At 51.3% G+C, this 21890-nt stretch carries 31 protein-coding genes and 2 pseudogenes; 24 read left to right on the top strand and 9 right to left on the bottom strand.

The genetic code is table 11. From position 1 onward, the window contains the following. Positions 1–38: 38 nt before the first annotated feature. The 14 genes from JWZ98_RS10090 to JWZ98_RS10020 all read left to right on the top strand — a co-directional run bounded on the left by JWZ98_RS10090 (position 39) and on the right by JWZ98_RS10020 (position 8088). Positions 39–560 carry a hypothetical protein gene (locus JWZ98_RS10090; RefSeq protein WP_205454176.1) on the top strand — a complete coding sequence of 174 codons (522 nt, stop codon included), beginning with the start codon at positions 39–41 and terminating at the stop codon, positions 558–560. Next, positions 560–1108 carry a phage baseplate assembly protein V gene (locus JWZ98_RS10085; protein WP_205454175.1) on the top strand — a complete coding sequence of 183 codons (549 nt, stop codon included), beginning with the start codon at positions 560–562 and terminating at the stop codon, positions 1106–1108. Before JWZ98_RS10090 ends, JWZ98_RS10085 begins: the two co-directional genes overlap by 1 nt. Continuing rightward, a complete protein-coding gene (locus tag JWZ98_RS10080) occupies positions 1105–1443 on the top strand; it encodes a GPW/gp25 family protein (RefSeq protein WP_205454174.1) in 339 nt (112 codons plus the stop codon). The genes JWZ98_RS10085 and JWZ98_RS10080 overlap by 4 nt, the downstream gene beginning before the upstream one ends. Then, complete coding sequence (locus tag JWZ98_RS10075) at positions 1440–2393, top strand: baseplate J/gp47 family protein (RefSeq protein WP_205454173.1); 954 nt, start codon at positions 1440–1442, stop codon at positions 2391–2393. The genes JWZ98_RS10080 and JWZ98_RS10075 overlap by 4 nt, the downstream gene beginning before the upstream one ends. Beyond that, complete coding sequence (locus tag JWZ98_RS10070; protein ID WP_205454172.1) at positions 2386–2949, top strand: phage tail protein I; 564 nt, start codon at positions 2386–2388, stop codon at positions 2947–2949. The genes JWZ98_RS10075 and JWZ98_RS10070 overlap by 8 nt, the downstream gene beginning before the upstream one ends. Beyond that, entirely contained in the window at positions 2949–3500 is a 552-nt protein-coding gene (locus JWZ98_RS10065; protein ID WP_205454171.1) for a hypothetical protein, read from the top strand. The genes JWZ98_RS10070 and JWZ98_RS10065 overlap by 1 nt, the downstream gene beginning before the upstream one ends. Then, positions 3500–3910: a hypothetical protein gene (locus tag JWZ98_RS10060; RefSeq protein WP_205454170.1), complete on the top strand. Its 411-nt coding sequence runs from the start codon at positions 3500–3502 to the stop codon at positions 3908–3910. Before JWZ98_RS10065 ends, JWZ98_RS10060 begins: the two co-directional genes overlap by 1 nt. Positions 3911–3921: 11 nt before the next feature. After that, complete coding sequence (locus JWZ98_RS10055) at positions 3922–4848, top strand: hypothetical protein (protein WP_205454169.1); 927 nt, start codon at positions 3922–3924, stop codon at positions 4846–4848. A 24-nt stretch (positions 4849–4872) separates the two neighbouring features. Further along, positions 4873–5376: a phage major tail tube protein gene (locus tag JWZ98_RS10050; RefSeq protein WP_205454168.1), complete on the top strand. Its 504-nt coding sequence runs from the start codon at positions 4873–4875 to the stop codon at positions 5374–5376. A 1-nt stretch (position 5377) separates the two neighbouring features. Next, positions 5378–5524, top strand: a complete 147-nt coding sequence (locus tag JWZ98_RS10045; protein WP_205454167.1) for a hypothetical protein — start codon at positions 5378–5380, stop codon at positions 5522–5524. Then, positions 5521–5787, top strand: coding sequence for a phage tail assembly protein (locus tag JWZ98_RS10040; protein ID WP_205454166.1), 267 nt, complete (start codon positions 5521–5523; stop codon positions 5785–5787). Before JWZ98_RS10045 ends, JWZ98_RS10040 begins: the two co-directional genes overlap by 4 nt. Before the next feature lie 103 nt (positions 5788–5890). Further along, positions 5891–6805, top strand: a complete 915-nt coding sequence (locus JWZ98_RS10035) for a phage tail tape measure protein (protein ID WP_205454165.1) — start codon at positions 5891–5893, stop codon at positions 6803–6805. Positions 6806–6902: 97 nt separating this feature from the next. After that, entirely contained in the window at positions 6903–7109 is a 207-nt protein-coding gene (locus JWZ98_RS10025; RefSeq protein ID WP_205454163.1) for a tail protein X, read from the top strand. Position 7110: 1 nt separating this feature from the next. Beyond that, positions 7111–8088: a contractile injection system protein, VgrG/Pvc8 family gene (locus JWZ98_RS10020; RefSeq protein ID WP_205454162.1), complete on the top strand. Its 978-nt coding sequence runs from the start codon at positions 7111–7113 to the stop codon at positions 8086–8088. Positions 8089–8713: 625 nt separating this feature from the next. Here JWZ98_RS10020 and JWZ98_RS10015 read toward each other — a convergent pair. The 3 genes and pseudogenes from JWZ98_RS10015 to umuD all read right to left on the bottom strand — a co-directional run. Continuing rightward, positions 8714–9142, bottom strand: coding sequence for a helix-turn-helix domain-containing protein (locus tag JWZ98_RS10015; protein WP_205454161.1), 429 nt, complete (start codon positions 9140–9142; stop codon positions 8714–8716). A 230-nt stretch (positions 9143–9372) separates the two neighbouring features. Further along, positions 9373–9717: pseudogene (locus JWZ98_RS10005) on the bottom strand (DNA polymerase V subunit UmuC); the annotation flags it as partial. Positions 9718–9719: 2 nt separating this feature from the next. After that, positions 9720–10058 (bottom strand): annotated as a pseudogene (gene umuD / locus JWZ98_RS10000) (translesion error-prone DNA polymerase V autoproteolytic subunit); the annotation flags it as partial. Between the two features lie 87 nt (positions 10059–10145). Between umuD and JWZ98_RS23390 the strand changes: the two are divergent. Further along, a complete protein-coding gene (locus JWZ98_RS23390; RefSeq protein WP_275899207.1) occupies positions 10146–10277 on the top strand; it encodes a hypothetical protein in 132 nt (43 codons plus the stop codon). 47 nt (positions 10278–10324) lie between these two features. On the opposite strand, the gene JWZ98_RS09995 is transcribed toward JWZ98_RS23390, so the two are convergent. After that, complete coding sequence (locus JWZ98_RS09995; protein WP_205454160.1) at positions 10325–11482, bottom strand: helix-turn-helix domain-containing protein; 1158 nt, start codon at positions 11480–11482, stop codon at positions 10325–10327. A 52-nt stretch (positions 11483–11534) separates the two neighbouring features. Between JWZ98_RS09995 and JWZ98_RS09990 the strand changes: the two genes are divergently transcribed. The 3 genes from JWZ98_RS09990 (at position 11535) to JWZ98_RS09980 (ending at position 13988) form a co-directional block, all read left to right on the top strand. Beyond that, positions 11535–11996, top strand: coding sequence for a helix-turn-helix domain-containing protein (locus tag JWZ98_RS09990; protein WP_205454159.1), 462 nt, complete (start codon positions 11535–11537; stop codon positions 11994–11996). A gap of 29 nt (positions 11997–12025) precedes the next feature. Continuing rightward, positions 12026–13261 (top strand): hypothetical protein, encoded by a 1236-nt coding sequence (locus tag JWZ98_RS09985; RefSeq protein WP_205454158.1) that lies wholly within the window; start codon positions 12026–12028, stop codon positions 13259–13261. 397 nt (positions 13262–13658) lie between these two features. Beyond that, positions 13659–13988 carry a hypothetical protein gene (locus JWZ98_RS09980; RefSeq protein ID WP_101053502.1) on the top strand — a complete coding sequence of 110 codons (330 nt, stop codon included), beginning with the start codon at positions 13659–13661 and terminating at the stop codon, positions 13986–13988. A gap of 391 nt (positions 13989–14379) precedes the next feature. On the opposite strand, the gene JWZ98_RS09975 is transcribed toward JWZ98_RS09980, so the two are convergent. Next, positions 14380–15408, bottom strand: coding sequence for a lysozyme inhibitor LprI family protein (locus JWZ98_RS09975; RefSeq protein ID WP_165786337.1), 1029 nt, complete (start codon positions 15406–15408; stop codon positions 14380–14382). A 1016-nt stretch (positions 15409–16424) separates the two neighbouring features. Here JWZ98_RS09975 and JWZ98_RS09965 point away from each other — a divergent pair. Beyond that, positions 16425–16640, top strand: coding sequence for an AlpA family transcriptional regulator (locus JWZ98_RS09965; RefSeq protein WP_101053496.1), 216 nt, complete (start codon positions 16425–16427; stop codon positions 16638–16640). Then, positions 16637–17413: a BRO family protein gene (locus JWZ98_RS09960; RefSeq protein WP_101053494.1), complete on the top strand. Its 777-nt coding sequence runs from the start codon at positions 16637–16639 to the stop codon at positions 17411–17413. Before JWZ98_RS09965 ends, JWZ98_RS09960 begins: the two co-directional genes overlap by 4 nt. A 182-nt stretch (positions 17414–17595) precedes the next feature. Here the strand turns inward: JWZ98_RS09960 and JWZ98_RS09955 are convergent, their stop codons facing one another. From JWZ98_RS09955 to JWZ98_RS09940, 4 genes are all read right to left on the bottom strand, one after another. Beyond that, positions 17596–17964: a hypothetical protein gene (locus JWZ98_RS09955; protein ID WP_101053492.1), complete on the bottom strand. Its 369-nt coding sequence runs from the start codon at positions 17962–17964 to the stop codon at positions 17596–17598. Between the two features lie 76 nt (positions 17965–18040). After that, positions 18041–18346, bottom strand: coding sequence for a DUF6794 domain-containing protein (locus JWZ98_RS09950; RefSeq protein ID WP_101053490.1), 306 nt, complete (start codon positions 18344–18346; stop codon positions 18041–18043). A 94-nt stretch (positions 18347–18440) separates the two neighbouring features. Then, positions 18441–18779, bottom strand: a complete 339-nt coding sequence (locus JWZ98_RS09945; RefSeq protein WP_205454157.1) for a hypothetical protein — start codon at positions 18777–18779, stop codon at positions 18441–18443. 37 nt (positions 18780–18816) lie between these two features. Beyond that, entirely contained in the window at positions 18817–19455 is a 639-nt protein-coding gene (locus JWZ98_RS09940; RefSeq protein ID WP_205454156.1) for a hypothetical protein, read from the bottom strand. Between the two features lie 378 nt (positions 19456–19833). Between JWZ98_RS09940 and JWZ98_RS09935 the strand changes: the two genes are divergently transcribed. The 4 genes from JWZ98_RS09935 to JWZ98_RS09920 all read left to right on the top strand — a co-directional run bounded on the left by JWZ98_RS09935 (position 19834) and on the right by JWZ98_RS09920 (position 21666). Beyond that, on the top strand, positions 19834–20109 hold the full coding sequence (locus JWZ98_RS09935; RefSeq protein ID WP_205454155.1) for a hypothetical protein: 276 nt from the start codon (positions 19834–19836) through the stop codon (positions 20107–20109). After that, positions 20106–20537: a hypothetical protein gene (locus tag JWZ98_RS09930; protein WP_205454154.1), complete on the top strand. Its 432-nt coding sequence runs from the start codon at positions 20106–20108 to the stop codon at positions 20535–20537. Before JWZ98_RS09935 ends, JWZ98_RS09930 begins: the two co-directional genes overlap by 4 nt. After that, a complete protein-coding gene (locus JWZ98_RS09925) occupies positions 20534–20908 on the top strand; it encodes a hypothetical protein (RefSeq protein WP_205454153.1) in 375 nt (124 codons plus the stop codon). The genes JWZ98_RS09930 and JWZ98_RS09925 overlap by 4 nt, the downstream gene beginning before the upstream one ends. A gap of 371 nt (positions 20909–21279) precedes the next feature. After that, positions 21280–21666 (top strand): hypothetical protein, encoded by a 387-nt coding sequence (locus JWZ98_RS09920; RefSeq protein ID WP_205454152.1) that lies wholly within the window; start codon positions 21280–21282, stop codon positions 21664–21666. Positions 21667–21890 lie beyond the last annotated feature (224 nt).

Here is a 21890-nt window from a genome sequence, read left to right as displayed (position 1 = left end):
GGAGGCTTATTTTTTGGTTGTCAACCTGGGTTTAGTCGATGAGTCTAATAGCCTTAACCGCACTACGCAGCCGCTTTGATAGTGATACGCCGCTGAGCGCGTTTTTTGCGGCTAACTACAGCAAGTCCGTGGCGCATTGGTTGGGCTATAAGCGCTTTGTGAGTGCTGTTGATTTTCCGGTGTTGTGCTACGTGCCCACCAAAACTAAGCACACGTTTGCCAATGTCGATACGTTTACCGTTAGCGTGGTGCTGGGTATTTGCAATCCTGATAACACCGGTACCGTTTTGGATGGTGTATCGCAGTCTATGCAGGCTACCGAGCTGCTGGTGGGGGCGCTGGCGAATGCAATCATTGTCCCGGGTCTAAAAGTCGAGCGCGACGGGATTGATGTTATCTACGACTTGGGTGCCCGGCACCCAATTTACGAGTCTGAGTTAAGTATCCGCCTGACGCAATACGATGTGATCGAGTTGGGCGTTAGGCCGTCTGAGGTATGGCTGGGTCTGTCGCCGGAAATAGGCACTGGCTTTGAAGGCAAATATGAGCAGGTGGCCTAATGGATTTTGATGTCACCGAATTGGATCGCCGGCTAAGCAATTTAATTAGGCTGGGCCGCATCGAGCAAGCTGATTACGCAGCCGGCAAAGTGCGCGTTAAAGTGGGTGAAAATGTAACGACCTGGCTGCCCTGGTTGACGCAACGCGCCGGCGGCGATGTGACCTGGCATGCGCCGGAAGTGGGCGAGCAAGTGCTGATACTGGCGCCGTCCGGCGAGCTTAATCAAGGTGTGGCATTGGCGGCGGTGTTTCAGTCGGCGTATCCACAGCCTGTTGGCAGCAAAGACAAGCATCATGTCAAGTATCAAGACGGCGCGGTGGTCGAGTACGACCGGGCCGCGCATCATCTAAAAGCCGTTCTGCCCGCCGGCGCTACTGTCGAGTTGGTGGCGGATGGTGGGATTAGCATTACCGGCGATATTACCTTGACCGGCACGCTGACCGCGTCGGTGGATGTGGTGGCCGGTCCGAGCAATATCAGTCTGATTAATCACAAAACCTCCCTAGTACAGCCAGGTAGCGGGACCTCTGGGGTTCCAGTGCCATGATCGGTATCAACAACAGCACTGGCAAAGCCCTGGGCGGCTTGGACCATCTCAAGCAATCCGTGCGCGATATTTTGTTAACGCCCATCGGTACACGGGTTATGCGTCGCGACTATGGATCGCGCTTATTCGAGCTGATCGACGCGCCCATGAACAGCCAAACCATTATCGAGATTATTGCCGCTACTGCCGAAGCGTTAGCCAAGTGGGAGTCGCGCATACTGGTTGAGCGCGTGGTATTGGATGCCGGCGCCGAGTCCGGCCGCATTGCGTTGACGCTATACGGTAAATACCGGCCGGACGGCAAGCCGATCACGCTAGACGGGATTGTGCTATGAGCTTCACGCAAATTAACCTGGCTCAACTGCCCGCGCCCAACATCGTCCAGGCGTTGGATTACGAAACTATCCTGGCGGCCATGTTGGCCGACCTGCAAGCGCGCGACGCAACATTTACTGCCCTGGTCGAGTCCGATCCCGCTTATAAAGTGCTGGAAGTGGCTGCCTACCGTGAGCTGATACTGCGGCAGCGGGTCAACGATGCCGCGCGCGGCGTGATGCTGGCGTATGCCTTGCGGAGCGACCTGGACAACTTGGCGGCTAATTTAAATGTGCAGCGTCTGCTGATCACGGCCGCCGATCCGGATGCGATCCCGCCGGTAGAGGCCGTGTACGAGGGCGATACGGACTTGCGCGCCCGCGTGCAATTGGCGTTTGAGGGTCTCAGCACTGCCGGCCCGGTCGGCAGTTATAAATTTCATGGTCTCAGTGCCGATGGCGACGTGGCCGATATCGGCGTGGAAGCGGTGGAATTCCACATGTCGGGCTCAACCGTGGTGATAGATAACGATGCGCATTTAGCCAGCCCGCAACCCGGCAACGTGGCTGTCACTGTGTTATCCCGCACCGGTACCGGCGCTGCCGGCGCATTGCTGTTGGCTGCGGTGGAAGCCGCAGTAAACGATGACAAAGTACGGCCTTTGACGGATCGCGTGGTGGTGCGGTCGGCGGCTATCGTTACCTATGCGATAGACGCTACGTTGACGTTTTACGACGGCCCAAGCAGTGCCACGGTATTGCAAGCAGCCAGCGACGCGGTAGACGCTTATCAAGCGCAACAGCGCAAAATAGGTTACGACATTACGCGGTCAGGATTATTTGCGGCCTTGCATCAACCCGGCGTGCAAAATGTGGTGCTGACCAGCCCCGCCGCCGATGTGGTTATCGATACTCATGAGGCAGCGTATTGTACCGGCAAAACCCTGACTAACGGGGGCGTCGGTGTCTAATCTATTGCCGCCCAATGCCACCCGCCAAGAGCATGCGCTAGACGATAGCCTGGCGCGGATCGGCGCGGTACCCGTTGAGCTAGTCAAATTATGGAACCCCAATACCTGCCCGCTCGATTTGCTGCCTTGGCTGGCCTGGGCGCTGTCGGTCGACGAGTGGGACGAAAGTTGGAGCGAGGCACAAAAACGCGCCACGGTGGTCGCGAGTTACGAGGTACATAGTCATAAGGGTACGCCGTATTCGATCAAGACCGCTATCCAGGCGCTGGGCTACGACAACGTGCAAATACGCGAGGGCGAAGCCTATTTTTACAACAATCTGCAAACCTACGACGGCAGCATTACGCATGGCTCCGATGGTGTATGGCCCTTATTCGATGTGGTGCTGAATGTGGGCTTTGCGCCCGATGCCGGCATGATTGCCAAGATTAAAGCCCGGATTGGGCGTTATAAAAACGCGCGCTCGGTGCTGCGCAATCTGATTTTTATGAACCTACTTTATGACAACACGGTGACTTATGACGGTACTTATCAACATAACGGCGGGGTGCTCTGATGGCTGATCTACCCGAAACGGCTAATTATGATGCCGGCGTTTATCAACTGGAAACCACTGACGCAGTGGTCGGCGGCGCCACTGGCAAAAGCAATGCAGCGGCCCGAAACCTGGCCAATCGGACCAAATGGTTAAAGCAGCAGGTCGATGCGCTGCTGGTCAATATCGTCCAAGCTACTGAGTCATTGCGGGGCACGGCGGAGATTGCGACACAGGCTGAGGTTAATGCCGGGGCCGATGATCAACGTGTCGTGACGCCGCTTAAATTAAGGTTTGGCTTTGCCTTGTATTTTGGCACCACCGATGGATATTTGGTATTGCCCGCTTGGATGGGGAGCTGGAAATTCATGGTGGGTGTGTACACCATTGTGAATCCAAATGCCCTGGAATTGGTGGCGTTGCCGTTGGCCTTTGATGTCGGCTACGTAGTGGTGGGTTGCTCAGGCAGTGTCAATAGCACGGGAGGCGCCACTATTAATAACGCTACATCATTTCATGCCTTTGCAAATAATTCAGGGGCGACCGTGTGTTGGATCGCAGGGGGTAAATAATGAAATATTCAGCCTCAACCGGAGGATTTTACTTACCTACGCAAAACTGTCCACCCGACAGCGTAGACATCAGCGATGCCCTGTATAGATCGATATTGTCTGCGCGCGCGAGCGGTAAGCAGGTGGTGGCTGATACTGGAGGCATGCCGACGGCAATAGATCGCCCCATCATAACGCCCGTGGTATCCGCCACCGCGTATCAAATTCGCCAAGCGCTTACGCAAAAAGGTTGGCGAGACGAATTCGAGGCCATCATTGCGGCCGGGCCTCAAGATATCCGGGATGCGTGGGAATGCGAATCTAACTATCTCGGCAATAATGAAAAAATAGCCTATGTCGCCGGATTGATGAACAAGACATCAGGCGATATAGCCGACCTTTTCGCGTTAGCCGTAACACTTAAGCCCTAAGAGGATCCCCCATGCCAGAACAATTTTTACACGGCATCGAAATCGTTGAAATCGACGACGGTGCCCGCCCGATTAGTACCGTTCGTTCATCCGTTATCGGCTTGATCGGCACGGCCCCCAACAGCGCGCCATCCGCCAATGCCAGCTTGGCAACCGGCGTGGTAGCCAGCAATAATGCCTTGACCTGGACCGCCGACACTGCGGGTGCGGCGGGCAATAACATTACTATCCATCTCAAAGACCCCAAAGCCAATAGCGCGGCATTGAGCGTTGCGGTATCTGGTACGGCTATCACGGTTAACCTGGCCACCAGTATCGCCGGCGCGATTACTACCACAGCAGCGCAAGTCATTACGGCCATCGGCGCCAACGCGGCGGCGGCTTTGCTGGTCGGTGTTGCCAATACCGGCGCGTCAACTGGCGCCGCGGCGGTGACCGCCTCAGTTAAGGCGTTGTCGCTGTCCGGCGGTGCCGATGAAGCGTTTCCGCTGAATACCCCGGTACTGATCACCGGTAGCCGCGTGGCTGCCGATAAATTGGATACGCTCGGCGATAAGGCCGGTACGTTGCCGGATGCCTTGGACGCTATCTTCGACCAGGCCGGCGCGATGGTGGTGGTGATCCGCGTCACCGAGGGTGTAGATTTTGCTGCCACCAAATCTAATATTATCGGCGCTGGCACCACCGGCGTGCATGCCTTTTTAGCGTCGGAATCGGTGGTGCATGTCACGCCGCGCATATTGATCGCGCCGGGTTACTCGCACGATCAAGCGGTGGTTGCAGAGCTGCTGGGCATTGCCGACCGGCTCAAGGCGGTCATCATTGCCGACGGCCCCAACAGCACCGATGCCAACGCGATTACGTATCGCGGCAACTTCGGCAGCAAGCGCGTGTACGTATCCTGCCGAGCACATCACCTTCCGCAGCCATTTAGTTAACGACTATATAGAGGAGTTGTTCTAATGCTTAACGACATTCTAAAAAATATGAATCTGTTCGTCGACGGGCGCGGCTATGCCGGCAACGTCGAAGAGCTGACCCCGCCCAAACTGACCATGAAAACCGAAGAGTTCCGCAACGGCGGTATGGATGCGCCGGTGGATGTCGAGATGGGCATGGAAAAGCTGGAAGCCTCATTCTCGCTGACAAAATACGATGCGGAAGTGCTGAAGTTATACGGCTTGGCGCCGGGGCAAACCAAGCCGTTTACCTTTCGCGGCTCGATCAGCAGCGAAGACGGTACAGAAAAGTCGGTGGTGGTACAGCTGCAAGGCATGCTGAAAGAGCTTGACCCAGGCAGCTGGAAGCCGGGCGAACGCGCCAGCCTGAAAGGCATGATCGCCGTGCGCTATTACAAGCACAGCATAGGCGGACTGGTAATTCACGAAATCGATGTGCCGAACATGGTCAGGATTATTAACGGTATTGATCAATTGGCGTTAACTCGCCGCAACCTGGGTATGTAACATGACTGAGTATCTGGTAGAGATTGCTTTCGAGCAATATGCGGTCGGTGACACGATCAAACTGAATAGCCGGCAGGCAAAGTACTTGCTGTTGTCCGGCCACATTGTTTTAAAACCGGTCGGCAAAGCGGCCAAGGCGGATAAATGACCGGGGCAAAAGTGACATTGCAATACCCTTTGAGCAACGGCACGGCCGTGCTTAACGTCCGTCGGCCCAAGGTACGCGACCAATTGGTGGCGGACAAAACGCCAGGAAGCGAAGCGGACAAAGAAATCGCCATGTTTGCTAACTTGTGCGAAGTAACACCGGAGGAAATCCAAGAGCTGGACATGGCAGACTACAAGAAATTGCAGGCGGCTTATTCCGGTTTTTTGTCCTCAGCGTCGGCGACGCCCGCACAGCCTGCGTAGCGTTGGCGAGTTATACCGGGTGGAGCCTGGAAAGTTTGTTAGACATGGAATCCGAAGAGCTGTTGGACTGGTTAAGCGCGGTAGATGAATTGAAGCCCAAATAATGAATAATAACCTAACCCTTAGTTTACGAATTGGCGCCGCGTTTACCAGCGGCTTTAAGGCTACGTTTTCCAGCGCAACCAATGAAGTCAAGAAGCTGGATACGGCCACCAAGCGCTACGCTAAGAGTATTGGGGATGTTTATAAGGCGCAGGCAGCGCGGAATAAAGCGGCTGGTGGTGCGTCGCTGGGTGGGTTGGCCGGGGTTGTGGGGGCGGCGTATGCGTTTGCTCAGCCTATCAAGCAAGCCATCGAATTTGAAACCGCCATGTTAGGTGTCGCCAAACAAGTAGATGGCGCGCGTGATGCTGGCGGCAAGCTGACGCCGGTGTACACCAGCATGCGCAAAGAAATCCAGATGCTGGGCCGCGAAATACCTATCGCCAATAACGAGTTAGCGGCGATGGTCGAGGCCGGCGCCCGCATGGGCGTGGCAAAGGAAAACTTAATCGGCTTTACCCGCACGGCGGCGGTAATGGCCAGTGCGTTTGATCTGCCGTCCGCAGAGTTGGCCGACAACATGGGCAAGATCGCTAACTTATATAAGATACCGATTCCGGCTATCGGCGAACTGGGCGATACCATCAATTATCTGGATGACAAGAGTATTGCTAAGGGTGGCGATATTATTGGGTTTTTAACTCGCGTTGGCGGTGTGGCGGCATCCGTGAAAATCACCGGCGGCAACATGGCGGCGCTGGGATCGACACTGCTATCGTTGGGCGAAAATACCGAAACCGCCAGCACCGCGACTAACGCTATTTTCCAGAAATTCGCCGCCGCCGAAAGTGGGACAAAGTCGTTCCGCGAGGCCATGGGCAGTTTGGGGTTGAGCCTGTCTAATGTGCAAAAAGGTATGCAGGTTTACCTTTGCTGTTGGTGGACGGTAATGGCTATATTTGGGGCCGCTGGGTGATACAGTCTATCGATGAGGAACAGATGGTCTTTTTTGGCGACGGCACGCCGCGTAAACAGGCGTTTTCTATGCAGATTACGCCGTATGGAGAGGACCTGTGACGCAATATCGCAGCAAGGCCGGCGATGTGTTGGATGCTATTTGTTATAAGCACTATGCCGCCCGCCCAGGCGCTACAGAGGCGGTATTGGAGGCCAATCGTGGCTTGGCGGATATCGGGCCAGTATTGCCTGCCGGCGTGATTATCGAGTTGCCTGAATTGGCGCCTGTGGCGCCGGCAGCAACCGTGCGGCTGTGGGATTAATATGGTCCCAATCTTTAAAGTGTTGGCGGATAATGTCGATGTCAGTGCGGCGATTCAGCAACGCTTAATTAGCATTACAACTATCGATGAGGCCGGCTTTAAAACCGATACCTGCACGATTGATCTTGACGACCGCGACGGCTTGATCGAGTTGCCCAGGCACGGGGCTAAGCTGCAAGTATTTCTGGGTTATATGCATACAGGCCTGGCAAAAATAGGCGTCTATACCGTGGATGAAGTAAGTCTGACGGGATTCCCCGAGACTATCAGCATCAACGCCAAAGCCGCCGACATGCGCGGCGATCTCAAGAGCCAAAAGAGCCGCAGTTTCGAAGGCATTACTTTTGGTGATTTGGTTAAAACGATTGCCGGTGATAATGGCCTAACCGGTAAAACTGCGGCTGATTTGGCCGCCATTTCTCTACCGCACATTGACCAGACCGAAGAGAGCGATTTGCATTTAATTACTCGGCTTGCCAAGCAATACAACGGCGTCGCTAAGGTGACTCACGATACATTGATCGTGGCAAAATCCGGGCAGTCAAAAAGCGTTAGCGGTGCCGATTTGGAGGGTATCGTGATTACAAAAAGCATGGTATCAGACTACCACGCTAGTTTGGCCGATCGCGGTAAATATGCATCGGTTACGGCGACTTGGCACAACAAAGCCAACGGTCAAAAAGTGGCTGTTAGCACCAGCACCAGCAAGCCGACTTATACCCTTCGCCATACTTACGACAGCGAAGAAAAAGCGATTCAAGCTGCCCGCGCAAAGCTTGACGACCTGACCCAAGGCGCGACAACTTTGCAACTTTCCTTGGCTGTTGGTGACGGCAACTTGTTCGCCGAATCTCCGTTATTAGTGAGCGGATTTAGGCCTGGAATTGATGGCGATGAATGGACCACAACCAGAGTTGAACATACGTTTTCTGGAGATGGTTTTACTACGAATGTCGAAGCAAAAATCAAGGTTCGTTAAAGCCTAATTTTTTCCGTTAAATCCTTACTATGTTTGCGACAAAAATCGCGCAAAATTGCGACAAAAATCGCGCGGCGTTACAGTACTGTCGTTTTTATGCCAACCGGTACTCAATATCTTGCAGGCATAAAAAAAGGACTAGCGAATTAACGCAAGTCCTTGATTTAAATGGTGGCGATACCGGGGATCGAACCTGGAACCTCGGGGTTATGAATCCCTGTAAATAAACAATCCTCGACAAGCCACAACAATATTTTAATCGTTTATTCAATATGTTATAGCGTTTTTATTGTCGCCAACTATCGATAATAATCGACGTTTTTTGTCAGCTAGTGTGACGTGAGTGTGACGTAAGGTATAATGCCGCCATAAGCAAAACGGGCTTGAGGGTGTTACCAGCACCAACAAGCCCTAACCTATTCACTTAACGGTTCGGGTTAAGCAATGGCTGATAGCATCATATCAAAATGCCGATTGCTGCCCAAATGGGGCAAATATGGCTAATATCAGAAAGCGTGTTAAAAAGGATGGGGTGCCGTATTACACGGTCCAAATTAGATTAAAGGGATATGAGCCTCAATCAGCGACGTTTGACCGTCTAACTGACGCCAAAAGGTGGGCGGCCTCAACGGAGAGCGCAATCAGAGAAGGTCGGCACTTCAAAACAACTGAAGCTAAAAAGCATACCGTTGCGGAAATGATCGAACGTTATCTCTCGTCGGCTGTTCTCATCGGCGGTGACCTCTTCAAGCGCTCGTTGAATTTGGCACTGTTGTGAAATTATCGGATCTCGCTGCCAGTCGTCCGATAATCCAAACAAAAAATCAAGGCTGACGTTGTAAACAATAGACGCTTTGTATGGCAAAAAAGCTGGGATAGTCTCAGGGTCGCTGGCATGCTCGATCTTGCTGAGCTTGGAAGAATTGGCGTATCCAAGCAACTCGGCCGCTTCCAGACCGCTCAGTCCGCACATTTCGCGCGCAATTATCATGCGCTGACCGAATGTTTTAACGATTTTTTGCTTTTCTTCTGTGTCGATGATTACCGGCTGCATGTTTTCCCCGCGTCTTGGAAGTTGGGAAATTTAAGCACGTTGAAAAGTTGATTTTGATTGAGGTTTCCGAGTTGATATACGCTAGGTTTATTTGCAGCTGACGCAGACCAGCTCGCGCCAGTCGGTGGTGTAGCGCTGAGACATTTTCTCTGCTTTAGGTTTCCAGGTTTGATCGATACGAGCCGTGGCGATGGCAATGCCCTTAGGGAAACGTTGGTTGATGTGATCTAGACGCCGGTCAAATCAAGAAACGCCTCGTCAATCGAATACACCTCCATGCATGGGGAAAAGGCTTCCAAAGTCGCCATGACCCTGGCTGACATTTCGGCATAATGCGAATAATTGGATGAAAAAACGTGAATGTTGTGCTGCTCAACAAGGTGCCGAACCTGAAACAGTGGGACGCCCATTTTGATGCCAAACGCTTTCACTTCGGCACTTCTGGCCACCACACAGCCATCGTTGTTACTCAAGACAATCACCGGTTTGCCGTTCAGATCGGGTCTGAATACCCGCTCACAACTAACGTAAAAATTGTTGGCGTCCACCAAGGCGATGCGAGCCTGTTCCTGCATAATTAAACAGCATGAATAACATTGGTCACGACGCCCCACACCACCAGATCCAAATCATCAGTGAGAACAATGTCAGGATAATCCGGGTTTTCTGCTTTTAGTGTCCACTGTTCGTTTTCACACGTAAGGCGCTTAACCGTCAGTTCGCCGTTGAGTGCACAAATCACTACCTTACCCGCGACCGGCTCCAGGGATCTATCGACGACTAAGATGTCGTTGGGGTGAATGCCGGCCCCAAGCATCGATTCACCTTGTGCCCTAACAAAGTACGTCGCGGCAGGTTTTTGGATCAGCAATTCATTTAAGTCCAGGTTTTTTTCGATGTGGTCGGCTGCTGGCGAAGGGAAACGCGCCTAGTTTTCTGAAACTTTTACTGATAAAAGGAATCGCTGTCACTATCCCACTGCAAAAATTAGAGGACCGCGCACATGAGTCTTGCTACGTTGAGTCAATTATTTCTGTTCTTATTATGGCCGGCACTTTTCCTGGTGATTCTTTATTTGATGGATAAGGAAGGATTTAAAGAACGCCTCAAGCGCTTTAAATTTAAAGATTGGTAAACATCCTCCCAGCACGGGCACCTGACCTTAAACGTCCATCGAGCTTTTTACCGTCTTTGGCCTGAATTTCCACCGATATTGTTGTCCAGGTATCGACTCCAGTCTGCTCGGTCAATCGCGGTTAGCGTACTTAATTGAATAGGCACCGATAACTCAACGAATTTACCGTTTTTATCAACCGGGGCGTTGGTGTCTTTGCTGATGGCTTCAATGACCAGCGGCCAATATGTTGCGTCTTTGTATTCGGTTGTGGTTTTTGCTGAAATTGCCCAAGGCTCAAGGTAATGCTGATCAGGCCCAAAGAAGGTTGCCGCTTGCTTGACGAACTCACTGCCGATCTTGCCGGTTGACTCGCACCATGCGCGGTATCGAATCACGCCATCAATGATTTCCTGAGGGTTTGCGCCCGCTTGCAATCTTGCGTTCCAGGCTTTTTGGGCTTTGGATTTACTATTGCTTCCCGATCTGGCTGGGTAGTGCATCCAAGCTTCTTCGAATTTATCTTCTGCTTTTGCTTTTGGCTTGGTGGCCTTTTTGGGTTTGCTCTGGCTTGGTGGCTCGGCTGATTCTTCAGTAGGGTTTTCGACCAATATATTTTTTAGATTCTTTTTAGATTCTTCTTTTAGATTAGTGTCCCGTTTTTGGTACTGGTCCCCGTCCCGTTTTTGGTACTGGTCTTGTCCCGTTTCTGGTACTGGTCCCGTTTCTGGTACTGGTCCCGTTTCTGGTACTAGTGGCTCGGATTTTTGACAATGGCTTGCCACTAACAATTTGTATCTGTTGCCGCGCCCGGCCACCCTCGAAACCAGAATTTTATTAGTAGTCTCAAGCTCACCGATTGATGCAAATATGGTCTTTCTATCCAAGCCAGTATCAGACACAAGCCTTGCGGATGACGGCCAGCATTCGCCGAGTGGATTCGCGCGGTCGGCTAAAGCAAGTAGCACCAGCTTGGTTGCGGGCTTATGGGCTTGTATTTTGGTGAGCCCAGCGCTATCCGGGATCTGTTTGATCAGCTGACGGTGGTCGAACAGGCGGCAGAGGTCGCCTTCAACCGATTCGGGGAAATCAAGAAACTCGTCAACCGCTTCAGAGAAATCAATCCTGAATTCGATGAGCTGAAACTGGGGGCAAAACTGCTCAGAGTGGTCGATGAAGCGAGTTCGGAAGTCGCGGCAATTGGGCGGAAATTGGCGGGGTATCATGCATCAACCCAATACAAAACGTAATTTCTTCATACCCTAAAGGCCAGCCCCTATGCCAAATACCAAAAAACCTACAGTTGGCCGACCTACCGCATTAAAACCGGAGTTCATTGACCAGGCTTACAACTACTGCCTGCTGGGCGCCACCGATGCGCAGTTGGCCGGATTCTTCGGTGTGAGCGAGAAGACGATCAACACCTGGAAAAAGCAGGCCCCGGAGTTTGCCGATTCCCTTAAGCGCGGTAAAACGCTGGCAGACGCTCAAGTCGCCAATTCGTTGTTTCATCGCGCGACCGGCTACAGCCACCCGGAAACCAAGGTCAACATTGCAGATGGTCAGGTCATCTTGACCGATGTAACCAAGCATCACCCGCCAGATACAACAGCGGCGATATTCTGGCTGAAAAACCGTCAGCCCGATAAGTGGCGCGATAAGGTTGAGGTCAACGGTTCGCGGTGTATGAGGGCAAGGTCGAAATCGGCTCGAACACCTACATCGGAGCCCCAAGGATAAATCAGGTAGCCGACGGTGTTTGGAAAGAGATGAACGACGTTTATCTCGCCATCGCCAACGGGCCGTATGGCTGGATAAACGACTACTACGAGATTACCAAAACCCGAGTAGCGGTCAAAGGCTTTGAAGACCAGTGGTTTATCACCCAGGTTGCTATGCAGCAAGGGCAGTCAATCGGCGTTGCGGGTAAGCATCGATATTGGCAGCTGATCATCATCGATGAGGCAGCTGGTGTATCGGATGAGCATTTCGATGTAATTGACGGCACCCAAACCCAGCCGGGCAACCGCACATTGATGGCATCTCAAGGAGTGCGCAACGCCGGCAGATTTTATGAATCGCACCACAACCTATCGCGCGACAATGGCGGTTCGTGGATTTCGTTGCGCTTTAGTTCCGAGCGGTCGCCATTTGTCACTATGCAGTGGCTCAAGGATCGTGACGACGAAACGGGTGGGCGCGAATCCATTGAGTACCGAATCCGGGTTCTCGGTCTGTTCGCTGAGGATTCCGGCAGCAACCTGCTTACCCGGGTCGAACTGGAAAGAGCGTTCGAGCGCGGGCAAATTATCCGCGATGACGAACCGTATGGTTTGTTGGTGCTGTCGGACGTGGGCTTAGGTGAATACCGCGACGAATCGGTTGCCATTATTGCCAAGGTGATTGGATATGGTGACTTTGGCCCGGATGCCCGCCGTGTCGAATATATCGAAATCCCGTACTGCACCAACAGCAAGAATGAAATCATTTTTGCCGGGGATCTGGCTAATCTGGTCGGCAAGCTGTCAAACGCCACGCTGATGGTCGATAACGGCGGTGTGGGCGCCACGGTGAACAAGTTGATCGAGGGTATGGGTGTGCCGGTCGTCAAGGTGAATTGGGGTAAGCCTTGCTTCAAGAAAGAATACCAAGACCGATTCTACAACCAGCGGGCATGCGCCATGGTCCGCATGCGCGATGCGATCAAGTCGGGCCGGGTATCATTTCGGATGAACATAGACCGCAAAATGAAAGAAAAGATACTGCTACAGGGCGCCAGGTTGCCTTACCACTTCGCCGAGGCGGGCGGTCTGCGGTACGTGATGGAAAAGAAAGAGGTCATGCGTAAGAACGGCATCAAGTCGCCCGATATTTTCGACGCTAAGTCGTTCGCGTGGCTGGAGGATGCGGTTTATATGGTGTCGGATAACGCCGGCAGTGGCGTTACTTCGGCGGTTGAGAGCGCCAAAGCGGCGGTTGAGGATATGTTTTCGGATGTGGAGTGATAACGCTTTGCCCAAGCTGCTCTTCGCAGCCGAAAAACGTAAATCCCGGAGCTGATAAACTTAAAGCAGAAATCAGCAATCGACCAGTTCATGGCTTAGCGCGTTGTGTTGATATGTCTTTGGATTATGGTAAATTGGAAACCTGCTCGGCGCTCTTTCCTTCATCACTGGCTTCATGGTGTTCGGATTGCAAGGCAGGCTGTATGCCAGAATCAGCGGGGTGTGAGTGCGCAGCATCCCAAAAAAGACGTTTACCGGCTAATTCGTCCGTGGCTCTTGACCACGGTAGCGGGTTAGCCAGTTTCTTAATCTGGTTTAGCAGGTTTGAGCGGTTATTGACCGCTCGCTAAAAATCCTGGCCTTTTATCATCTCAATCATTACGCGGTGTTTGATGTCATGGCAATGGTTTTCAAGGGCTACCGCCCACGTATCGCGATGCAGATGGCAAACGGTGACAAGGAGCTATCAAGGTGGCTCGGTACCGCTACTTATGCCAAAACCAGCAACGGTTATTGGATGGCTTGGCATGCGGACGCGACAGATCGTTTTTTGGTACTGCCGCCCGAGGGCTCAACTGAAAAGGAATGTCACTGGATTGAAAGCTGGGAGGGTGACTATTCCGTTGATATGGCCTTCGACTACGTTGAATCCGGTCGCTTTGAGCGAGACGAGCCATTTGTCCTCAATTTATTCATCAAAGACCCTGTAACGGGCGAGTGGCGTTGAGTCCTCGCTAGTGACAAATTTGAAGGCCGCGCACCGTCGCGGCTTTTTGCTGTATTTCATACCCGCCGCGCGCGATGTTTATTAATTGTTACTACCGGCCACAAGCGGAAGTTGATGATGTCGGCGAAATTTTTCGTTTCTAACTTCAATGGATGGCAGCTTTTTGGCAACCAACCTTAAGGCGTCTTCGGCTCGAGTCGGCCAATACCTGCCGATTAATTATTCCAGCATAACGGCAGGTGAAAGCCAGAAAACTGCCGTTCAATGTGCGTGAGGGAGAGTTGACGAACTGCACCAACCGCGAACGATGAGCTGCATGTTGTTTACAGCCTTCTGCGGCGCTATGATCCTATTATTACTGTCAGAATTGTAAAAATTGTGAACAAACGGTTTAAGGCAATACCGAACCCTGGCGCAATAACGGTTTGAGTTTAGACCAGCCGACTGTAACTGGGTCCGGTGTGCAAGCGTAGCATCCCCCTTCGTAGGCATTGAAATTGACCCGTAACCCTTGGTCAGTAAATATCCACCTTTCCGGGAGAATGACAATATTTTTAATCTCGGATTCAACTTCTTGTCGTGGGTCTTCAGGCGTTATCCAGCCCTGATCGGTCAGTGCTTGCCAAAACAGAGATTGCAATTTGGCCTGCCACTGATCATCCGTTATAAACACGTCTTCGGCTTTCAGCCCCCTCTGTGCCGGGGAAATAATGAGATTTTGGCTTGCAGAACTGAATAATCCATGTGGGGTGCCGTGACAGTATTCACTCCATATCAGCAGGGTGCTAATTACTTGTTTGTTCGCATAGCCGATTTCGTAATCGGTGTCATAATCTCCATCGCTTTCGCAATCACCAGCTTTAGGCAAACTGGTAACATGTTGCTTATTCCACTCCAGTGCTTCTGCCGACTCGGCATTGTCTATTTGTGGATAAGCAGTGTGCTGAGTGAAAAAACCTTCCGTTGCTCCAGTTCTGTCAGCAGGATTGCTTACTTGTTGAGCCTCGTAAAGATCGATCCGATTGAAGCGGTAAGGACCAAAAGACTGGCCCACTTTGGCAAGTTGATTCATGCGCTCCCGATACTGTTTTGCCAGACAGGCCTCAGGGCTCCATAGGGAGCTATGCTGTTGAGTTGAACCATTTAAAGGACAAATTTGCGCAACGTAACGTAGCCAGCCTCGCTCCGCTTGCTGCAACAATTGAGCGCCTTGCGGACTGAGGAGAGATTTTTTTTCCCCATAAACGCGGCCAAGCTGACTATCTAGTTCAGAAAGTTCTGGCCTACTGCATATGAAATGTTCGCGCGGGTTGTTGGCTTGGCTACAATCAAAACTTGCCGCGTAAACAGATTCAAGATTTGTCATTAGAAAATTAGTTAAGAATATTAATCTGGCAACTTTATGCAAATTTTGACTCATGCTGGTAGAAGTTATGATTAAGGACTGTAGGCTAGGTAGTGCAACGTGAAATCCTGAAAATGCTTTGAAATAACCAACTTCCATAACATTCAAACTACCCGTTGGGTTACAAACCTTTGCCGCTTAATGACTGGGCTTCATTATCATTCACCTCAGACAACTTATGCAAACCTAACATCGGCTTTTATCCAGTTTGCAGTCATTAACCAAATTAGAACGATTGTCTCCTTGGGGTCGATAGCACCAGTTCACCACCAAAAATAGCATCGACCTGGCAAGGTCTAATCGTCAAGGACTCTGGTATTGTGAGACCAATTTCGAGCAATACCAGAAGCCATGTCTCAAACGTTTAATTTATCCGTAGTTGATGCCACCCTCCCCTGCTTAATCTTTGATAAACCAGCCGCTTATATTGCTCTGGCTCCGGCGGGTCTTTCCGCTTATGCCGTCCTTGGTTGCAATACAAACACGCGGCAACGATATTACTCTGATCGGCCTTGCCGCCTTCATGGTGAGCCTTTAAATGCTCTCCGGTGCATTGAAGTAGCTTCGCTTGAGCAGACGTTATTTTGTGTTTCGCGGCGAATTCATCGAGGCTGTTAGTCCACATCGGTTGACCACAATAAAAACAGTGGCCTGATTGACGGGAAAAAGCAACGGTGCGGGGTTTTGTTAGTGATTTTCTTCGTTGTGTCATGGATGCGCTCAAAAGGTGACTGAAAGGTTGCCCCCTTAGCTCGGTCTGAGCGTCACGGGGAACCAGTCGAGGTCTCGAGCTGGCACAACAGGTATCCGATTTGGTCTACCCACGCTAAAATTCTACAACTGTTGGCTTTGGGGATTCAATACTTTTTATTGCCAACACGTCACTAAATAAATCTGATCGGGCCAAAATCCCAATTCAACATATCTGGGTTCACAAGCCTTCGGGCGGGGTCAAGATCGGAAAACCGGGCAAAAATCTATATTTCCCACGCATAGTATGAGTACTCCTAATAAAAATTGCGGAGTAGCCGATGTCGAAGAGAATATTGAAACAGCCGGAAGTGCTGGAAAAAACCAAACTTGGGGAATCATCCCTGAAACGTATGGTTAAATCCGGCGCGTTTCCGGCACCCATAAAGTTGGGTGATGGTCGCTCCATTGGTTGGATCGAGTCTGAGATTGACGGTTGGATCGATCAAAAGGCAATTGAGCGCGATGCGGCCAATGCCGATGGCTGTGCACAATGAGTCGGCTAATCCCTTTTCAGTTTGAAAGTGCGTCGATTCGCGTTGTGATTGACGAAAACGGCGATCCCTGGTTTGTGGGGAAAGATATTTGCGAGAGTCTTGGTTACAAGGATCCGACTACAGCGATAAAGTCTCACTGTCGTGGGGTGCAAAAGCTGCACCCCATCGTCGATACTCTCGGAAGAACGCAGGATGCTCGCATTTTGCCCGAGTCAGATGTTCTTCGGCTTATTGTTGGCAGCACACTGCCGGAAGCAGAGAATTTCGAGCGACTGGTTTTCGAAGAGATACTTCCGTCGATCCGCAAAACTGGTAGTTACTCTGGAAAGAATTCGGCACTATTGCCGCAAGACTACATCGCGGCAAACGAGGTGTTCGCGTCCAATTTGAGCGTTGCAAAGCTTATCTTCGACGGCAACCAGGCTATTCTGTCCGCAAACAGGGCAACCGTGAAGACCACCGGTGTGGATGTGTTGAGTAACCTTGGCGCGACCGCGCTAATTGCCGACACCAAAGAAGCGCTGCTCACGCCTACCGACATCGGCAAACAGCTCAGCTTGTCAGCCCAAAAAGTCAACAAACTGCTTGAGGATGCTGGGTTACAACAGTGCTTAAAAGGTGCAAAGAACAAAAAGATCTGGGATGTAACCGCAGCGGGCGCCAAGTATGCCGAAGTGCTCGACACCGGCAAAAAACATGGTGACGGAACACCGATCAAGCAAAATAAGTGGTATAGCTCGGTGATCGGCTTAATTGCCCCCGGCAATGGCTAAGATGGTCGCAGCGGTAAACATCACCATCATGGCGCGTGTAGCGGCGCGCCAGTTTTTTCGGTACACCGGCAGTAAGCACCCTATCTTTCAGCCTGGTGAAGATGCGCCGGGCTGGCAACCACCAATCGGGGGATGTGCAATAAATTCGCGGGCTGCAAGCCTGTGCCACTGTTTTTCGTCATTCACGCCGAAGGGTTATGATCGGTGTTTGTTGGGCGCTCGTGTGTCGACCTGTGAGCGCAAGACACCACCGACCGATCCAAAAACGCCTGATAGTGTTGATCGGCCAACAAGATGTAACGCGCTGCTGGCTCAAGCAGATTTTGCCTTTTACAGGCCAAGCTCATTTGTTCGTAAATCTGAAACCGACTGAGATGCCCGAATTTTTCCAGAAACACCGAGCGCGGAGGATCGCCGCCAGGCCTCTGCCTAGGGACTTCGATATTTAAACGCCAGTCAACTTCATCAAGAAGCCGGTGAAATTCATTGATAGCTTCGTCAAATTGCCCGGCCTTGCTCAATGCGAGTGGCAGCCTTAGCCAACGCTCCATTGGGTAGATTCCGGGGTGCTTCCGCATCCTCTCGGCCTCCGACCGCAAGCGAGCCAACTTAGGGGCAACAGTCTGGCTATTTACCTTTGCCATCCTGAAGCCGTTCCCAAAGCGCCCGGATAATGACGCCACTTGCATCGTCCGGATGAATGCCGGTACCGCAGGCCGCCGCCAATTCGCTTTCGGGTTTGTGTAGCCCAAACGCATACCGGATCGCTACACCAAGGCAAAAGTGGAACTCGACCAGTTCGTCTTCCTCTGCGCTGGCAAGTGCCCGGCGCTCGGTGTCGTTCATGATGAGCAAAAGCCGGTCAACAGCCTCGTCAACCGTGCGTGGTGTTCGCAATATCTCGCTACTGAGTGCTGACCAAATTTCAGTCAATTTGACCTTCCTTGTTGCCTGGCGACTACTTAGGTTGAGTTGTCACGACTTTGTCACAGGGTTTTCCACAGGAGTTGGGGATAACCGCTGGCGTTTAGTCGAACCACCTGGCCAGCAGCCGACTGATAAAACCGACTTGTCTTTCGCCATACCGGTCAAGTTGGCCGACCGCAAAGTAATTCCGAATCGCAAAGAACCCGCAGATCAGCGCCAAGGCCATCGCGAGCCATTGGAGCCAATGAACACGCTTGGCGAATATCACTTCTACCATTGGTCGAAACATATTGCCTTGCAGTGAATCGAGCTGGTGATTGATCCAGGTCGGCAAGAGCCAGTAAAACACAATGAATTGCACCACCCCAAGAATCACAGTGCCCTGCCATGAAAAGCGGTTGGCCATGTAAGCAGTGTCGGACAGCAGGCCTCCGGCCATTGAGCGGTTTCGGCGGTACCGGCGTTTGGACATGTGCTCAATTCGGTTTTTGAAGTAGCACTAAAAGTTTGGCTACGATTGGTAAAAAACGAAACCTATCCGCATCACTAAAGGTTGGTTCTCCCGCCGATAGTAAGCCAAGCGAAAGTAGTCCTGTAACTATCAACCCATCATGGGATTCGTGTGTCACATTTAGAATTTTAGGTTGTACGGGAAAGTCAGTCGATACTAATTGAATTCGTTCATAGTGAAAATTTTGCATCAAAAAGCTCGCTTCTTCTGCGGAAATGTCCCGCAATATTCGAGCAATAACAACTGATTCCTGAGGAAGGAAATCGCTAACAACTAAACTATTGTGTACCGCGCGGCGTAAATATTCGATTTTCTCTTCATCTACTGCATGAAGTAAGGCAAGAATCGATTCGTTTACGAGCTTATACTGTGAGTCAGACAGATTCTGTAATTCTTCACCATGCTGATTCAGTATGCTATTGATTTCGTGTAATGCAGCTTCAATGCGTTTACTTTGTCGCTGACTTGCAAGTGAATTTGATAGTACTGGAAGTAAGGCTCCAAGAGGCCCTCCTGCCATTGCTCCTATAGCCGTTAGAGTTGCCTCAGTGATAGGGCAACCGGCCATTTTTTCTAGTGTCGACTGTTGTTTTAACGAGGTCATTGCAAATTTATGCCTGCTTGGATGTCTAATATCATCCCTTACCTTGCTTATCTAGGCAATATCCTCATTCCATTGCTAGATAAAAAATTTCCTTGACACCATCACAACACCCAGCCAGAATGTTTTCGACCCTACCGCAGTAGGGACGGGAGTCGAAACCCGTTTGGAATAGGCGAAAAATCGCCGCGCTCATTTTGCGGCTTTTTTATGCGCGTCGTTTAGCGTGACAACTTGTTGTTACGTGTTTTATGGCGGGCTTACTTGGGCAGCGTTCGGCGCTGGCCGCACCTATTCGCGGTTTTCGACCCCATTTAAGCCCGCCTCCTATGTCGTCGAAAATATAGGTCGCGGTTCAATTTTTTGAATAGGAATACCGCTATGACCACTCAAACCGCCCAGGGCGAAACCGCCCAAGAAACCGCGCTTTTCAATAAACACGACTGCTACAACACTATTCAACGTGCGAATGCAGTCTTGACGATTATTCTGGATAACTGCGCATGCCTTATTGAGGATCAAAACGTCGTAAACGCATTATTTAGCGTTCAGGGCGAGATCGAGTCTGCTGAGCGCCTACTTGCTGAATCCATCTGGGGCAAAGACGACTCTACCACCGACAAGCCGCAAGAAACTGTCGAATGCGGTGCGGCATGAACGCAATCATAGCAACCCCACCAAGGCTAGATACCATTTTTGAGTCCTCACAACGCGCCCACGCCGTGATTTTATTGCTGGCCGAATCCTGTTATTCCCCAGCGTATACTGACACTGTTATTTATTCACTGTGGGCGGTCGAGCGCGAGATTAGGGAAATCAAAGAGAGCTTGGACGTCTATTTGAGTGCCAATATTGATGAGAGTTTGGCAGATCACCCATTTCCGGCCACCACCGATAAGCCGCAAGTATTCACCGAGGTCGAGCGCTGGGCCGACAACTACCTGCAAGCTGCCGGCAACCTGTACCGACTGTTCAACAGCAACACCAAGGCAATGCTGGTCGAATTCGAGGCGGAATCTCTGGCAGACGCCAAAGCCAAAGCCGGCATATTCCTTCGCGACAGTGCTAAAGGAGGCGCAGCATGAGCACCCAAGCCCAATCTAATCAACAACCCGACAGCCCCTCATTCGGCACGAAAAGAATCGACGTTGCGTTACAAGCCCTTTGGTCTAAGGCGAGCAATCATTTCAATAATGACGAATTAAAATGGTTTGCCGGCCTTGGGGAAACAGCAGAGCAACAAGCGCTTGGTCTTGCGGATGCGTTGGAGAGTTTTTACTGCCACACCGCCGAAGATAGCGATGTTGATGATTTTAGGGATTTGCTGTTTTGTCTCTCAAATCAGGCATATGCGGTAGTCGGCATGGCGGGAATCTGCGCAAGCGCGACAGATCGGTTAATTCACCCTGAGCGATACGTCAAGACTGGCATAGATAGCCCGCAGGATATGCTGTAGCCTTCGAGCAGCCATGCTTCTATCACTGCTCTCGGCCAAACCACGCGATTTATTTTTTCGCATGGCGGCGGCAATACGCCAATTTTTACCATTCGCTCCAGCGTCCTGATGCTGATAGATAGCTCGGACGCCAAAGTTGCTTTATCAAGCGTAAGGTTGTTGTTATTCATGCCTCACCCCCTTTTTGTGCGCTGGTACCCGTTTTTGGTCTCGCTGGTCCGAACGATCTCGTACAGATCCTAGCCAGCGTCGAGGGCTGGAAGCTGATTGGTGGAACCATTCTTTCTATCTATGGCTCAGGCATAGTCTCCGAGGCAGGAAAAGATACATGGAGAGCTATTGCTCCGAGAATTAAAGCGGCACCTGCCGCGTTGCAGGCGAAATTTCTGCAGCTTGTTCACGCCCTTCAAAAGGAGCAAGCGAACGGACAGGATGTTTCCATAGGGCTAATCGAGCCGACGTTCGATTTCCATAGTCGGCGAGATCGTGTTTATCTGACGGATCTTTCGCCTGAAGAGGTTGCACGACATATCTATATCTTCTCTCACTGCGTTCGTCCTGTTTCTTCCTGGCTCTCCGAGGTGTACGGAGCTCAAGCTCAAAATGGCGATGTGTTTGTACGTATGCAAATCACAGATGAGGGAACACTTGTCGTGGAGCTTGAACCCGGTTACGGCAAAACGTCGCTCCCTTGCGGCGTGTCCAAAAAAGTCTTCGATGCACAAGGAAACGTCATTGAAGAGAAACGCATTTTTTGAAGCGCACGGTGTAGACTTGGCCTAACTGGTTGGTCAAACTGACGCCAAAAGCTACGCTCCTTGAGATGCAGCTTACCGCTAGCGTTGAACAACAGCTAATTGTGAGGCTGCTGCCATACATTTCAAATCTTGAATATCGCAAAGTGGCCGAACAGGAGCATTCAAACCCTGCTTGTGGTTTGGATCGGGTCGTGTACACATTCACCCATAGGATTTGAACCTGA

The organism is Methylomonas sp. EFPC1, assembly GCF_016925515.1.
In the GTDB taxonomy this organism is placed as follows: Bacteria; Pseudomonadota; Gammaproteobacteria; order Methylococcales; family Methylomonadaceae; genus Methylomonas; species Methylomonas defluvii.
Note: the sequence above shows the minus strand (reverse complement) of the source record. Positions and strands in the feature narration are given on the sequence as shown.

Bases quoted from the DNA above. Each gene is read 5' to 3' on its own strand.
- JWZ98_RS10090 (WP_205454176.1), top strand. From the start codon at position 39: ATGAGTCTAATAGCCTTAACCGCACTACGCAGCCGCTTTGATAGTGAT.
- JWZ98_RS10085 (WP_205454175.1), top strand. From the start codon at position 560: ATGGATTTTGATGTCACCGAATTGGATCGCCGGCTAAGCAATTTAATT.
- JWZ98_RS10080 (WP_205454174.1), top strand. From the start codon at position 1,105: ATGATCGGTATCAACAACAGCACTGGCAAAGCCCTGGGCGGCTTGGAC.
- JWZ98_RS10075 (WP_205454173.1), top strand. From the start codon at position 1,440: ATGAGCTTCACGCAAATTAACCTGGCTCAACTGCCCGCGCCCAACATC.
- JWZ98_RS10065 (WP_205454171.1), top strand. From the start codon at position 2,949: ATGGCTGATCTACCCGAAACGGCTAATTATGATGCCGGCGTTTATCAA.
- JWZ98_RS10060 (WP_205454170.1), top strand. From the start codon at position 3,500: ATGAAATATTCAGCCTCAACCGGAGGATTTTACTTACCTACGCAAAAC.
- JWZ98_RS10055 (WP_205454169.1), top strand. From the start codon at position 3,922: ATGCCAGAACAATTTTTACACGGCATCGAAATCGTTGAAATCGACGAC.
- JWZ98_RS10050 (WP_205454168.1), top strand. From the start codon at position 4,873: ATGCTTAACGACATTCTAAAAAATATGAATCTGTTCGTCGACGGGCGC.
- JWZ98_RS10045 (WP_205454167.1), top strand. From the start codon at position 5,378: ATGACTGAGTATCTGGTAGAGATTGCTTTCGAGCAATATGCGGTCGGT.
- JWZ98_RS10040 (WP_205454166.1), top strand. From the start codon at position 5,521: ATGACCGGGGCAAAAGTGACATTGCAATACCCTTTGAGCAACGGCACG.
- JWZ98_RS10035 (WP_205454165.1), top strand. From the start codon at position 5,891: ATGAATAATAACCTAACCCTTAGTTTACGAATTGGCGCCGCGTTTACC.
- JWZ98_RS10020 (WP_205454162.1), top strand. From the start codon at position 7,111: ATGGTCCCAATCTTTAAAGTGTTGGCGGATAATGTCGATGTCAGTGCG.
- JWZ98_RS10015 (WP_205454161.1), bottom strand. From the start codon at position 9,142: ATGCAGCCGGTAATCATCGACACAGAAGAAAAGCAAAAAATCGTTAAA.
- JWZ98_RS23390 (WP_275899207.1), top strand. From the start codon at position 10,146: ATGAGTCTTGCTACGTTGAGTCAATTATTTCTGTTCTTATTATGGCCG.
- JWZ98_RS09995 (WP_205454160.1), bottom strand. From the start codon at position 11,482: ATGATACCCCGCCAATTTCCGCCCAATTGCCGCGACTTCCGAACTCGC.
- JWZ98_RS09990 (WP_205454159.1), top strand. From the start codon at position 11,535: ATGCCAAATACCAAAAAACCTACAGTTGGCCGACCTACCGCATTAAAA.
- JWZ98_RS09985 (WP_205454158.1), top strand. From the start codon at position 12,026: ATGAACGACGTTTATCTCGCCATCGCCAACGGGCCGTATGGCTGGATA.
- JWZ98_RS09980 (WP_101053502.1), top strand. From the start codon at position 13,659: ATGGCAATGGTTTTCAAGGGCTACCGCCCACGTATCGCGATGCAGATG.
- JWZ98_RS09975 (WP_165786337.1), bottom strand. From the start codon at position 15,408: ATGAGTCAAAATTTGCATAAAGTTGCCAGATTAATATTCTTAACTAAT.
- JWZ98_RS09965 (WP_101053496.1), top strand. From the start codon at position 16,425: ATGTCGAAGAGAATATTGAAACAGCCGGAAGTGCTGGAAAAAACCAAA.
- JWZ98_RS09960 (WP_101053494.1), top strand. From the start codon at position 16,637: ATGAGTCGGCTAATCCCTTTTCAGTTTGAAAGTGCGTCGATTCGCGTT.
- JWZ98_RS09955 (WP_101053492.1), bottom strand. From the start codon at position 17,964: ATGGAGCGTTGGCTAAGGCTGCCACTCGCATTGAGCAAGGCCGGGCAA.
- JWZ98_RS09945 (WP_205454157.1), bottom strand. From the start codon at position 18,779: ATGGCCGGAGGCCTGCTGTCCGACACTGCTTACATGGCCAACCGCTTT.
- JWZ98_RS09940 (WP_205454156.1), bottom strand. From the start codon at position 19,455: ATGACCTCGTTAAAACAACAGTCGACACTAGAAAAAATGGCCGGTTGC.
- JWZ98_RS09935 (WP_205454155.1), top strand. From the start codon at position 19,834: ATGACCACTCAAACCGCCCAGGGCGAAACCGCCCAAGAAACCGCGCTT.
- JWZ98_RS09930 (WP_205454154.1), top strand. From the start codon at position 20,106: ATGAACGCAATCATAGCAACCCCACCAAGGCTAGATACCATTTTTGAG.
- JWZ98_RS09925 (WP_205454153.1), top strand. From the start codon at position 20,534: ATGAGCACCCAAGCCCAATCTAATCAACAACCCGACAGCCCCTCATTC.